The following is a 13435-nucleotide window of genomic DNA, read 5'->3' as shown; positions in this document are numbered from 1 at the left end:
ACCGTATTTAATGTCTACTTATCTAACCATAGTTTTAAAGGTAAGGCTGGTAAATAAGTAGCCTTATTCTCATTACCTTGATTGCTTAAATTGATGACACCTTTAGCGATAAGCAATATCGTCCACGGTAACAATTGATGCTCAAGCTTCTGCACGCATGCTTGTAAGCTATCGGCACTATCTTTCTGATTTACTTCTAGCAGAGCTTGGGTCAAAACAGCACCCGCATCGAGCTCTGCGGTGACCACATGAATGCTACAGCCATGATGACGTTCACCAGCTTGTATAGCACGGTGGTGCGTATCAAGACCTTTATAAGCAGGTAGTAGAGCAGGGTGCAAATTGATCATCGGCGCTGGCGCGCTATCGATAAATGAACCACTCAATACACGCATGAAACCAGCTAAGACAATCAAATCAGGCTGCCAAGCGTTTAGTTGTTCACTAGCATGACTTTCAAAGGTTTTGATCCCCATGCGTTTGCCACTTGCCACGTGAGATAGCACCGCCACAGGAATAGAGGCATCTTTAGCGCGTGTGATAGCATAAGCATCTTCACGATTGCTGATGACACCTACTATTTCAATCGGTAATTCAGCTGCTTGCATCGCATTGATTAATACTTGCAGGTTGCTACCACTACCAGACACCAAAACGGCAATGCGCAAAGGCTTGTTATTAACTATTACGTGGCTAGTTGCATGACTATCTGACATTAACGGTACACCACAGCATCCGCTTCACGGCTAACCATTTCGCCGATTTGCCACGCTTTTTCACCAGCATCGTTCAGAGTTTTTATAGCCGCTTCAGCTTTGTCTTTAGGAACCACGATGACAAAACCAACACCGCAGTTAAAGGTACGGTACATCTCACTTTGCGCGATATTGCCTTGGGTTTGTAACCAAGTGAATAGTTCTGAGAACTGCCAGCTATTGGTATCAATGCTAGCCGCTAAATCATCCGGCAATACACGTGGTAAGTTATCCGTTAAGCCACCACCGGTGATATGTGACATTGCATGTAGAGCTGAGCTACCAAGGGTATCTTGTAAGGCTTTAATCGCTTTAACATAGATGCGAGTAGGGGCCATCAGCGCGTCTTGGATAGACTGACCATCTAGCTGCTCGTCGCTGCTCGTCACGTCAATACCGCTGACTTCGATAACTTTACGTACTAATGAATAACCATTTGAATGCGCACCACTTGAAGCAAGGGCGATTAGCACATCACCTTCGGCGACATTTTCACCAGTGATAACTTCGGTTTCTTCAACCACGCCGACACAGAATCCAGCCAAGTCATAGTCATCATCTTGATACATACCTGGCATCTCAGCGGTCTCACCACCGATAAGCGCACAATTTGACAGCTTACAGCCTTCGCCAATACCAGTAACGACAGTAGCCGCGACATCGACATCAAGCTTGCCCGTTGCATAGTAATCTAAAAAGAACAACGGCTCAGCACCACAAACCAATAAGTCATTGACACACATGGCGACCAAGTCGATACCGATCGTGTCATGACGATTCAGCTGTAATGCCAGTTTGAGCTTGGTACCCACGCCGTCAGTACCTGAAACCAATAAAGGTGAGGTATAACCAGTCGGAATACGACAAAGCGCTCCAAAACCGCCAAGTCCGCCCACAACTTCAGGGCGTGAGGTGGCTTTTGCCACGGATTTAATACGTTGAACTAACGCATCGCCAGCATCAATATCAACGCCAGCATCTTTGTAGCTTAAAGAAGGCTTATTACTCATGGTCATCTCACAAATTTTATAGGGAATGAAGGTCAGTCAGTAGCAAAGCGAGTCGATCGTGTGAATTTTATAGATAATGCGCGCATTATACCCAAAAACGACCCTTACTCGCAAAGCAACTTGCTTTTATTTGACCTATATTTGACTGAACTTGGCTAATATTTAATAAAGACTGATAATAAGGCTGGCATAAAAACTAACATGGAAACTAAGAAACAAAAAATGACTGCTTTTTTACTGTACTCTGCGATAATAGAACGCTAAATTTATTGTCAATAACTGTTTGCTATTAGGGTGTTATTGTTTAATAAGAGATATAATCAATCTTGATCAAGCCACTAACTTAAATCAGCCAATCTTAGGATTACTTTTCATGATAAACCAACCAATAGACCCTTTTTTTCGACGCTTATTTATTGTCGTTGCTATTGTTGTGGCGGTGGTTTTATTGTATTTGATGATGCCGGTCATCGTACCGTTTATCTTTGCTTTTGTGCTGGCTTACTTATTTAATCCGCTGGTAAAGCGTTTATCAAAGTATATCAAACGCTGGATTGCGATTATTATTGTTTATTCTACGATTACTTTGGGAATGGTGCTGCTGCTTTGGTGGTTGATACCGACATTGTGGCATCAGCTGCAAGCAGCATGGGAGTATTTGCCCAAGGTTTTAACTTGGTATAATGAAGTGGTACGTGAATGGTTCGCTAGCCATGGTCGCATACGCTTGCCAGAGTTGGAATCCAAAGGTTTCTCTGAGACATTGGTTGAATACATGCAAACCAATTATAAGTTTGAAGATGCCAGTACCATGATGAGTCAAATACTCGCCTCAAGTATGAACTTTATCAATAATGCGGGACTCATAGTATTGGTACCAATTTTGACCTTTTATTTCTTGTTTAATTGGGATCAGCGCTTACAGACATGGAAGATGGCCATCCCCGCTAATTATAGCAAAGCAGTCATTCAGATTGCGCAAGAGTGTGATCGTGCGCTGATGGCTTTTATTAAAGGTCAGCTACTGGTGATGGTGTTACTAGGCGCCATTTATGCCGTGCAGCTGCAGCTTATCGGGCTTGAGCTTGGACTGATTATTGGTATGGTTGCCGGTGTTGCCAGCTTTGTGCCGTATTTGGGCTTTGGTATCGGCTTTATTGCGGCGATTATCGCCTGTCTGTTCCAGTTTGGCTTAAATTGGACGTATCTATCATTGATTGTTGGTGCATTTTTGGTCGGGCAAGCTGCGGAGGGCTATATCTTGCAGCCTCTGCTATTAGGTGACAAAATTGGTCTATCACCATTATGGGTTATCTTTGCCGTATTGGCGGGCGCAAGTTTATTAGGCTTCGTCGGTATGCTGATTGCACTGCCTGTGTCTGCTGTTCTCAATGTTTTATTCCGTCATTTATATAGTTATTATCAATCGACTGATTTTTATAAAGGACGCAAGCAGTTGGCTTTATTTGACAGAAAATGAGCGACGCTATATTTAAAGTTAGTTTACAGTTAATGTAGAATCGATCCGAAGCCAATAGGTTGCATAACCTGTCAAAGGCAGTTGTAAATTTGATAAATGACGATTGATTGGGCTTAATGAGTAAAAGACTTGTCAGTCATTTTGCAAATATGTTATATATAGGCGCAGTATTAACGGTATTAGCCGTTACTAGGTTGGCTTTGGTTAAAGTGAATTTTACTAAAGCCAGTTTAAAAAATATTAGTCGTTTAGCCTTTTTATTGATTGTGCTACGCAAACCGAGTTGATGATTCATGGCAGAAGCGCAGCTAAGTCTCAATCTGGACATTAAGCACGATGCAAGTCTTAGCGACTTTGCCGGTCCGGGTTGGATGTCTATTATCGATGCAGTGCGGCAGCTACATGTTGGCCTGATTGGTCAGCTGTACCTATTTGGCAGTCCTGCTACTGGCAAATCGCACTTATTATCCGCTATTTGTGAGTCATTTATTGAGATGGACAAGTCAGCGATTTGCTTGTCATTGAATGAATTGATTCATACCGATGTCAATGTGTTGTCATCACTAGAGAACTTTTCACTGATTGCTATTGATGATTTAGAAGTGCTTGAACAAAGTAGCCAATGGCAAGAAGCCTTATTTCATTTGATCAATCGTAGCCGTGAAGGACAGCGTCAGCTATTATTTGCCTCCAATAAACCGGCGACTGAATTGCCTTTTCAGTTGAGAGATCTGCTCACCCGTTTAGCACAAGCACCTGCGTTCAAAGTACCTACTGGTCATGACCTAGCAGACCGTCAAGCATTATTGCAGTCTATCTTACGTCGGCGTGGTTGGCAGTTTGATGAGCGGATTATCAATCATCTGCTTACCGAAGGACCGCATCGTATCGGGGCAATGATGGAGGTGCTGAACTACATTCAGCCAATGTTCTCTAATCTTGGCCGTAGTAATATATCCAAAGCGGTTATCAGTGATGCACTACGGACTATCGATGAGCAGACGCTTGCCGCAGAGCTTGCCGATATCGCGCAGGAGACGCAAGTAGATAATGATGCCGCCGATCAAGATCAGCATACCCAGCATACAATGCCACTTGATTTCTAGCATGAAAAACACCAATCTTTCTATCCAAAACGCTTTTACTATTACTGGAAAACTTATGAAATCGAATGCGTCTTTGCTCAAAAAACTGTCCATCAGTGCTTTACTTATTGGGGCTGGCTCTGTCTCGATGTTGTCACAAGCAGCAGTGACTTTGCTGGTTGATGACAATATCAAAGTGACTGCGATTAACGGACAAGAGCTCACACAGAGTGTCTTTCAGCCTTTAACCAAATCATTCACATTGCAGCCTGGTAAACATGTGATTACGGCTAAGTATGATCGACTATATAACTTGCGCCGTGATGAGCATGACTATTTGCGCTCAGGGAATATCAGTGTCGCAGCCGAAATGGCAGACAATCAAACCTATCGCTTAACCATGCCAAGCCAACCAGAAGACTATGCAGCGGCCAAGAAATATGCTGAGCGTCCAACGTTGGCAATACAACAGAACAATACTGTTGTTGCCAGTCAACAAAGTGTCAGCGGCAATAACGGTAGCTTATTCTCAGGGTTGGGTAAAGCACTGGGCGGAGTATTTGGCGGTAGCGGTGATGCTGAACTACAAAACCAGCGTGCGATTGCAGCACTAGATCAACCGACTGTCACTACTCAAAGCAATGTTAATACTGGGGTATTATCCACAACTACTCAAACCACAAGCGTTAGTTCGTCGACCAATACGCTGGATCAATTTATGCAAATTTGGCTACAAGCAACGCCTGCTGAACGTGAAAAAATGCGTCAATGGATACAAAAATAGAGGCTTTTATTTATAAAAGCCCAATAAAAAAGCACCTATATTAGGTGCTTTTTTATTGCTTTAAATGTCATTATTCTTATTGGATTTCAATAGAATCATTAGCCCAAAAAGGCGTTATACATCCAAATAAGCTTTTCTTGCTCTTGCACATAGGCATCAACCAAATCAGCGGTACCTTGGTCGTCGCTTTCTACCGCGAGCGCTGATACTTGACGTTGCTCTGCGATCAGCGCTTGCAGACCACTAACCACACCGTTGACGCAAGTCGTACCGTCTTTAACGTTTTTGTCTTCGCTAATGCTCGTATGCTGAGCAAAATCGCTATAGGCATGCAATGGCGTGCCGCCTAAAGTTAGGATACGTTCAGCAATTTCATCAATTTGTAATTGTAGGGCTGTATATAGCTCTTCAAACTTTGGATGTAAGGTAAAAAAATGCTCGCCTTTTACGTTCCAATGATAACCACGGACGTTGATATAGAACATATGGTAGCTTGATAATAAGCTATTGAGCTTGGCAATAACTTCGCTCATATCTGCTTTTTCTAGACCGATTTGGTTAGTAGTATTATTAGTATTACTCATAATATTATCCTTATAATGTGAGTGTTGATTTCATAAATTAAGTACGGAAGACTAAATATAGAAGATTATGAGTGTAGCAAGTCATATCCTTCATTACTATGTAAATTGGTATAAAGGAGTCTTTAAGCATCATAAAATTATAAATAAATTGATGATGCTTAAAATAGGCTTAGTTTTTACACACTCTACTTTTATTTCAGTGCTTTTTATTTTAATTGCCTTGTATCTTCAGTACTCAATACTTTCTCTGTTGATGCTTATTATAATAGCAAAGTATTATTAATAAGTTAAATTCAATGAATTTAATTCTATGATTTATTTATCAAAACTACTCATATCTAAGCTATCAAGTTTATGCTGGTGGTTGTAGGCTTTCAGGATTCAAACCTTTCGCTGGAACGACTTCTTGTAAATGTTGGCGTACGGTATCGATGGGAAATTTTTGAGCTTGTAGGCGCTTAGGGATGATTTGGCTACCTTGCTGACCCTTCATCTCAAACATCATAAAGATATAGTCATCTGTTTCATCCCAACTTTTAACAGCGCTCCAAGGAATCACGGCTTGTTGCATGTTACCTGCACGCATTTGCATGCCACGCATCTGATTGCTTTTAAACATATCAGGCTGATTGACCGGCATTGCCATCACTAGACCGTGCTTTTGCACCCCCAGTTTCATCTGGCGCATCTCATCTGGCATTTCTTGGTCAGCGACTTGTTTTTCAAACTCTCTTTTGACATACCACTTGAAACCAAGGGTACGAACCAGTAGATAAATAACGACAGACGCTAGCATAAGCCAAAAAATAATGGTCGAATAACCGGTCAAAAAAACCAGACCAGCAATGGCTAATACCACAACAACTGCCATAATCACCCATTCTTTAGTCTTAATACTCGACAGACCAAATGAGGGACTGGCACTGGCAAATAGCTCATACTGTGCTTGGTGAAATTCGGCCTCGGTTATATTTAAGGCGACAGGTTGTAGCGTGTAGGGGTACAGGGCCATAAAGGTTTCTCAAATACTTATATTAAAAGCGTTGGATTAAAAGCGCCAAATGTAAACAGCGATGCAATACTTGGCTGGAAATAGAATAAAGATATGCGCTTATCTTACCGAAAACTGCTCTTAAATGAAACATATATGGCTGTCTGTTCACTAATAGACGCCATATTAAAGGTATTAGTAAAGATAGGCGCCGCTTATGAGGGTTTATGAACCTTAAAGCCTATCATTAAGCTAAAACTAACCGATTATAAATCATGAGTAACGGCTAAAAACCCAGCCGAAAAACAACTAAAAAACAGCCAAAACATGGTTAAATCTGCTGGGTCTTGGTATCATAGTGGCTACCATATATTTTTACGAACAACACGGCGTCATAGCCAATTTTTTGTTTTCTTTTTAAACCTTTTATCCACTTTTAGCGCTACAGGCACCTATTATGATTGACCCAAAACTCTTACGCGGTGATTTGACAGATTTACAGCAGCAATTGGCCAGCCGTGGTTATACGCTTGATATTGAGTTCTGGCAAAGTATTGAATCCGACCGTAAGTCTCTGCAGGTCAAAACCGAAGAGTTGCAGTCGCGCCGTAATGCAGGTGCTAAACAAGTGGGCGCACTAAAAAAATCTGGTGAAGATGCCAGTGAGCTGCTTACTGAAATGCAAAGTGTCAGCGGTGAGATTAAAACAGCCGAAGACGAGCTGCGTACTTTGCAAGAGCGTATTAATCAAGCGGCATTACAGATACCAAATATTCCCGCAGCAGACACGCCAGTCGGCACTTCAGAAGATGATAATGTAGAGATGCGCAAATGGGGTACGCCACGTGAGTTTGACTTTGAGATTCAAGATCATACTCATATTGGTGAAACGCTGGGGATGCTTGACTTTGAAGCCGCTGCCAAGCTGACGGGTAGTCGATTTAATGTCTTAAAAGGGCAGCTCGCGCAGATGCACCGCGCCTTGATTCAATTTATGCTGAATACCCATACCATCAAATATGGCTATACAGAAACCTATGTTCCTTATATCGTTAATTCTGAAAGTTTAAAAGGTACGGGTCAATTGCCAAAGTTTGAAGATGATTTGTTTAAATTAACCAATCATACCAATAATGATGGCACAGATTTTTATCTGATTCCGACCGCTGAAGTACCGATGACTAACTTGGTACGTGGCGAGCGTTTGGATATCAAAGAGCTGCCATTGAAGTTCACTGCGCATACGCCATGTTTCCGTAGTGAAGCCGGTTCGCACGGTCGTGATACTCGCGGTCTGATTCGTCAGCACCAGTTTGAAAAAGTTGAGATGGTCAATATTGCCAGCGCTGAGCAGTCAGATGATTTGCTAGAAGCTATGACTGGGCAAGCCGAATATATATTGCAGCAATTAAATTTGCCGTATCGTGTGGTACAGCTATGTACGGGTGATATGGGCTTTGCCGCACAAAAGACTTATGACATCGAAGTATGGTTACCAAGCCAAGATACTTATCGTGAAATCTCAAGCTGCTCAAACTGCGGCGACTTCCAAGCACGCCGTATGGGCACGCGAGTTAAAGATGGCAAACAAACCAGTTTGGCACATACGTTAAATGGTTCCGGTTTAGCGGTAGGTCGTACTTTATTGGCAGTTATGGAAAATCATCAAAACGCCGATGGCAGTGTTACGATTCCAGAAGTATTGCGTCCGTTTATGGGCGGTGCTGAGTTGATTTTAGCTTAATAACAAAATTTACCGCATGAGCTGTGAGTCATTATGCTGGCTCGCAGCTTATTATTAGCAATCTATTATTGTTGATTATTTAACAAAACTGATACCAGTGATTGTTAAATACAAACCATCCTGCCAACGCATTTTTGGCTTGGCTGATAGCAAATATGTTAATATTGCCGTTTAATTAAATACCTTATTCTCAAGAGCGTTTATCGCGCTCTTATTCTACTGTTCAATTGGTTTTCCTCTTATCCTCCATACTTCTTATCCGAATATTAGGACACTCTATGCCAGCTCCAATTAGCGAACGTAAATTAGCCAATGCCATCCGTGTACTGTCGTTTGATGCAGTTCAAAAAGCCAACTCCGGACATCCGGGCGCGCCAATGGGCATGGCTGATATTGCCGAAGTTTTGTGGCGCAAATTTTTAAAGCACAATCCTGCTGACCCGCAGTGGCATAACCGTGATCGCTTTGTATTGTCAAACGGTCATGGCTCAATGCTGATTTATTCATTGCTACATTTATCAGGTTATGACGTTAGCGTTGATGACCTAAAAGGCTTCCGCCAACTACATTCAAAAACCCCTGGTCATCCTGAACTTGGTTATACACCGGGTATTGAAACCACGACTGGCCCATTAGGCCAAGGTATTGCTAATGCCGTCGGTTTTGCAATTGCAGAAAAGACACTAGCGGCACAGTTTAACCGTGACGGACATAACGTCGTCGATCATCATACTTATGCTTTTCTAGGCGATGGTTGCTTGATGGAAGGTATCAGCCATGAAGTTTGCTCATTAGCTGGCACGTTAGCATTAGGCAAGCTGGTATTCTTTTATGATGACAATGGTATTTCAATCGATGGCAATGTCGACGGTTGGTTCACTGACGATACGCAAGCGCGTTTTGAAGCGTATGGCTGGCAAGTTATCAAGGTCGACGGTCATGATGCTGATGCGATTACTAAAGCGACTGATCAAGCGATTAAAGAAACTACTAAGCCAAGCTTAGTTATTTGCAAAACCACGATTGGTGCGGGAAGCCCGAATAAACAAGGCTTAGCGTCTAGTCATGGCGCGCCGTTGGGTGATGACGAAATTGCTTTAACACGTGATGCCTTATCTTGGAAGCATGCACCATTTGAATTAGATGATGAAATCTATGAAGCGTGGGATGGTAAAGTCAAAGGCGATGTATTACAAAGGAACTGGGATGCGAATTTTGCAGCCTATAAAAAAGCTTATCCAGAGCTTGCTACTGAGTTATTACGTCGTTTAAATGGTGACCTGCCAGCTGATTTTGAGCAGCAAGCGCAAGCCTATATTCAGCAAACCCAAGAGCAGGGCGGTGATGTTGCTAGCCGTAAAGCCAGTCAAAACGCAATTAATACCTTGCAACCATTATTGCCAGAGTTGTTAGGCGGTTCAGCGGATCTTGCTGGCTCGAACCTTACGTTATTTAAAGACGCTAAAGGCATTCAAGACGACGACGCTGGCAATTATATCTATTATGGCGTACGTGAATTTGGTATGACCGCGATTGCTAATGGTATCGCACTACATGGCGGCTTTATCCCTTACGTCGCAACCTTCCTTATGTTTATGGAATACGCGCGTAACGCCGTCCGTATGGGCGCACTCATGAAGCAGCGTGTCATCCACGTTTATACTCATGATTCTATTGGCTTAGGTGAAGATGGTCCAACCCATCAGCCCGTTGAGCAATTAACTAGCTTACGTACCACGCCGAATCTACGTACATGGCGTCCTTGTGATGCGACGGAATCTGCCAGCGCTTGGGTTGAAGCAATCAAGTCGGAAAATAATCCATCAGCATTGATCTTTAGCCGTCAAAGTTTGCCACACCAAGCACGTGAAAGCGAGCAAGTCGCTAACATTACCAAAGGTGGTTATGTACTTGCCAAAGAGCAGAGCGAGCTACAAGCAATTATCATTGCTACTGGTTCAGAAGTTGGTCTTGCGATGCAAGCGTACGAAACATTGAGCACAAATGGCGTTGGTGTGCGTGTAGTCTCTATGCCATGTGCTGAAATCTTTAGTGAGCAAGATGCCAACTACCGTGAAGCGGTATTACCTGCCAATATCCGTGCTCGTGTGGCGGTAGAAGCGGCGCATGTAGACTACTGGTTTAAGTTCGTTGGCCTTGATGGCAAAGTCATCGGCATGACCACTTATGGTGAATCAGCGCCAGCAGATGAGCTATATAAAGAGTTTGGTATCACCACTGAAGCAGTCGTTGAGGCGGTGAATAGTTTGGTTTAATGAAGACTTAGTTTTTGAGTTTAAAAAAGAGCTGCTAGATTAATCTGGTAGCTCTTTTTTTATGGTTTAATTTTTGATTTTGGATCTGATATTGTTTTATTATAGATATAAAATCAATTATAGTTAACATACCTTAAATCTTAAATTATTGGGTGTATTATGATTTGGCTTATTTCTATTGGTATAATTATTTTATTACTTTTTTTATATCACGCTTATGAAAATAGCATGAAAGTAGCAGCTGAGAAAAAAGCGAAGATAAATTTTAATATCTTTTTAACAAATAACTATAAAGATATTGAGTATGCAAGTTTTGCTTTGGCTAAATATTCTCAAGGTGGAGTTTGGAAGACTGGTTTATCGGTAGATGAGGTTTATATCAATAAGGCAAAACATTCAAAGATTGAAAAGGTCATAGATGAGTCTGAGAAAGCAGGATTTGGAAGTTACTGGGTCTGTAAAAAGTTATCCTCAGAAGCTATTAAAATTAGAGATAAATCTTTTAAAAACTTTTTAGAAAATAATAGTCATGATCTAGAGGAGGCTATTAGCTACCTAGTATCTATTCGAGAGAGCTTTGTAGGAGGAATTTGCCATACATTTGAAATTGAAGAAGCCACAAAAAGTTGTGATCTAATTACACAACTAGATTTAAAAGCAAGTAATGGAGTATTTCCAAACGAAATGCTATACGATTATATCGAAAAGCTAACTAACGAAAAATTAGAGATGATAAAAATTGAAAATGATGACGAGTTTAAAATTTTTGTTAATAAATAAGAATAACGAAGGTAGGTTGCGCTAAATGCACCCTACAAACTAACCCTTACTTCATAATAAAAGCCACATCGAAATCGTGCGTTGGAATAAAATTAGATTCTTTAATCTCAAACGTCGTCGGGCTTACCTTTTTGATTTTACCCTTACCCTTCCAGCAAAACGATACTAATTCATTAGAGTCGCGTTCTACGGTAAGTTTAAAATTAGCAATAGGCTTGGCCCAGTTTGCGCCTGTAGTCAGGATATAGCTTAAAGCATGATAGGGACGACCGCCATTCTTGTTAAATCCTCGCTGAGTTGCATCATCTACACAAAAATCTTTAAACTGCTCTGTACCTAAGTGCACCGAACCTCCTACTAAAGGGGTATAAGCATGCTTAATCTTGGTAGTAGTATTAGCTTTGAATTTTTGCTCCCAACTATAAATCACCTGCGAGTCCCAAGGTATATAAAGACTTTCTTTATCATAGATGAATTTATCTAATGCCTTACTATCACAATCTAAAAGCTGTTGATTGACGTATTCAGTATCAACTTGATAGGTCCAAGGTCCCATCATATCAGCCTCGTTAAGACCGCAGGATTTGAATATTTCAGTCGTATCAATAGACTCTTCCGCATAGGTTCTATCGCCATCTTTGACGATAATCGGGTGCATAAAAGTGCGGACATGCAAGTCAGGATTGATAGTTTGACCATTGACCCAAACTTTAAAGTTATCATAAGTGGCATTTGTATCAGCGTAATCTGAGTCTGTAAAACTAGGTACAGCTGGCATAGGAAATAAGACGGTCTCGGTAATATCCTTATTACTTAGATTTTTAAATTCATAATTGACGCGAATTTTATCTTTTGAGATATATAAATCTTCGCTATGCATGCTGATATTCTTATTTTTCAGATACGCAACACCGCCCGTACCGATATATCCAGTAGAGTCGTTAGCTTGGACATTAGTTATGGCTAGTATAGCGATGCAAGCTACCTTAATGCTAAATATGGGGCATAGCTTAATTACATTATTTTTGTAATTGATCATAGCAGGCTTCCTTACTTACTCTTATAGTTATGCTATTGAGTATAGTCAATCCACTATAAAATAAATACAGTGCTACTGGGGTGAATTTTGTGCAGCCTCTGGGAACGCAGCACGCAAGGAGAATTTATACCAGTAGCACGCTGTAATGGCTGTACTCTTTTTATTTAGAACTAACTATAGTATATAACCATATCCTAGCCACTCTTTTTTACGTCTGTTTATTATTAATTAGCAGCAATTAATTTTCCTGATATCTCAAGCGGGATGATATTACTAATCATTTTTGGAAAAGCCGTGACACCATAGCTATAACGATCTACCAAACCCGTCGCACGAAACTTCAAAGTAGGTTTAGAGGTGACAGGATCATTTTCGACGTCTGATAGTTTTACTCTAACGGTTAATGGTTTGGTTTGACCCAGCACTGTAAAGTCACCAGTTACATGGGCTTCTTTAGGGTTAATCATACTTACTTTTTTTGATACAAAAGTCATGGTTGGGTGTTGCTTGGTATTAAGCAGCTCTTTTCGACGTAAAAATGAATCTCTAAAACCGCGATCAGTGTCAATACTGTCGGTATAAACGGTAAAATTAATAGTCGTACTTGTTGGGTTTTTTACATCATAATTAATAGCGCCATTCACTTTATTAAACTTACCATCGGTGGTTGCCTTACCCAAATACTTAACCTCAAAGTCCACATTGGTTTTTGGTACATCCAGTTTCCATTTTTGTGGAATGGTCGCGGCCAGCGCCATTGCTGGTAATGATACTAATAGACAGGTGCTTAGTGTAATTTTCAGCAAAGAAGTGACATGTGTATTCATAGGTATAATCCAGAGGGTAATATAAAAATTATCGTTACTTAAGATAATTTTACTAAAGATACTTTTTAATTAAAATACTT

The 13435-nt window shown here is 41.1% G+C and carries 12 protein-coding genes; 6 read left to right on the top strand and 6 right to left on the bottom strand.

Annotated elements, in window-relative coordinates; all coding sequences use genetic code 11:
* Positions 1-14: 14 nt before the first annotated feature.
* Positions 15-716 (bottom strand): phosphoribosylglycinamide formyltransferase, encoded by a 702-nt coding sequence (gene purN, locus DABAL43B_RS10650; protein WP_079692344.1) that lies wholly within the window; start codon positions 714-716, stop codon positions 15-17.
* Positions 716-1765: a phosphoribosylformylglycinamidine cyclo-ligase gene (gene purM, locus DABAL43B_RS10645; RefSeq protein ID WP_079692343.1), complete on the bottom strand. Its 1050-nt coding sequence runs from the start codon at positions 1763-1765 to the stop codon at positions 716-718. Before purM ends, purN begins: the two co-directional genes overlap by 1 nt.
* A 373-nt stretch (positions 1766-2138) precedes the next feature.
* Between purM and DABAL43B_RS10640 the strand changes: the two genes are divergently transcribed.
* The 3 genes from DABAL43B_RS10640 (at position 2139) to DABAL43B_RS10630 (ending at position 5114) form a co-directional block, all read left to right on the top strand.
* Positions 2139-3245 carry an AI-2E family transporter gene (locus tag DABAL43B_RS10640; RefSeq protein ID WP_079692342.1) on the top strand — a complete coding sequence of 369 codons (1107 nt, stop codon included), beginning with the start codon at positions 2139-2141 and terminating at the stop codon, positions 3243-3245.
* 293 nt (positions 3246-3538) lie between these two features.
* The gene (gene hda, locus DABAL43B_RS10635; RefSeq protein WP_079692341.1) at positions 3539-4351 is read left to right on the top strand and encodes a DnaA regulatory inactivator Hda; all 813 of its coding nucleotides are present in this window, start codon (positions 3539-3541) and stop codon (positions 4349-4351) included.
* A gap of 55 nt (positions 4352-4406) precedes the next feature.
* Positions 4407-5114 (top strand): DUF2057 family protein, encoded by a 708-nt coding sequence (locus tag DABAL43B_RS10630; RefSeq protein WP_079693099.1) that lies wholly within the window; start codon positions 4407-4409, stop codon positions 5112-5114.
* A 98-nt stretch (positions 5115-5212) separates the two neighbouring features.
* On the opposite strand, the gene DABAL43B_RS10625 is transcribed toward DABAL43B_RS10630, so the two are convergent.
* Both DABAL43B_RS10625 and DABAL43B_RS10620 read right to left on the bottom strand, forming a co-directional pair.
* The gene (locus DABAL43B_RS10625; protein ID WP_079692340.1) at positions 5213-5698 is read right to left on the bottom strand and encodes a Dps family protein; all 486 of its coding nucleotides are present in this window, start codon (positions 5696-5698) and stop codon (positions 5213-5215) included.
* Positions 5699-6050: 352 nt separating this feature from the next.
* The gene (locus DABAL43B_RS10620; RefSeq protein ID WP_079692339.1) at positions 6051-6710 is read right to left on the bottom strand and encodes a YcxB family protein; all 660 of its coding nucleotides are present in this window, start codon (positions 6708-6710) and stop codon (positions 6051-6053) included.
* A 436-nt stretch (positions 6711-7146) separates the two neighbouring features.
* Between DABAL43B_RS10620 and serS the strand changes: the two genes are divergently transcribed.
* From serS to DABAL43B_RS10605, 3 genes are all read left to right on the top strand, one after another.
* Positions 7147-8433, top strand: coding sequence for a serine--tRNA ligase (gene serS, locus DABAL43B_RS10615; protein ID WP_079692338.1), 1287 nt, complete (start codon positions 7147-7149; stop codon positions 8431-8433).
* Between the two features lie 278 nt (positions 8434-8711).
* Positions 8712-10709, top strand: a complete 1998-nt coding sequence (gene tkt, locus DABAL43B_RS10610) for a transketolase (protein WP_079692337.1) — start codon at positions 8712-8714, stop codon at positions 10707-10709.
* Positions 10710-10868: 159 nt separating this feature from the next.
* Positions 10869-11489: a hypothetical protein gene (locus DABAL43B_RS10605; RefSeq protein ID WP_079692336.1), complete on the top strand. Its 621-nt coding sequence runs from the start codon at positions 10869-10871 to the stop codon at positions 11487-11489.
* Positions 11490-11535: 46 nt separating this feature from the next.
* On the opposite strand, the gene DABAL43B_RS10600 is transcribed toward DABAL43B_RS10605, so the two are convergent.
* On the bottom strand, positions 11536-12528 hold the full coding sequence (locus DABAL43B_RS10600) for a DUF4424 family protein (protein ID WP_079692335.1): 993 nt from the start codon (positions 12526-12528) through the stop codon (positions 11536-11538).
* Positions 12529-12752: 224 nt separating this feature from the next.
* Positions 12753-13355, bottom strand: a complete 603-nt coding sequence (locus DABAL43B_RS10595) for a YceI family protein (protein WP_079692334.1) — start codon at positions 13353-13355, stop codon at positions 12753-12755.
* Between the last annotated feature and the right edge of the window lie 80 nt (positions 13356-13435).

The sequence above is a fragment of the Psychrobacter sp. DAB_AL43B genome (assembly GCF_900168255.1).
GTDB lineage: Bacteria > Pseudomonadota > Gammaproteobacteria > Pseudomonadales > Moraxellaceae > Psychrobacter.
This window is presented reverse-complemented; position numbering and strand designations above follow the sequence as displayed.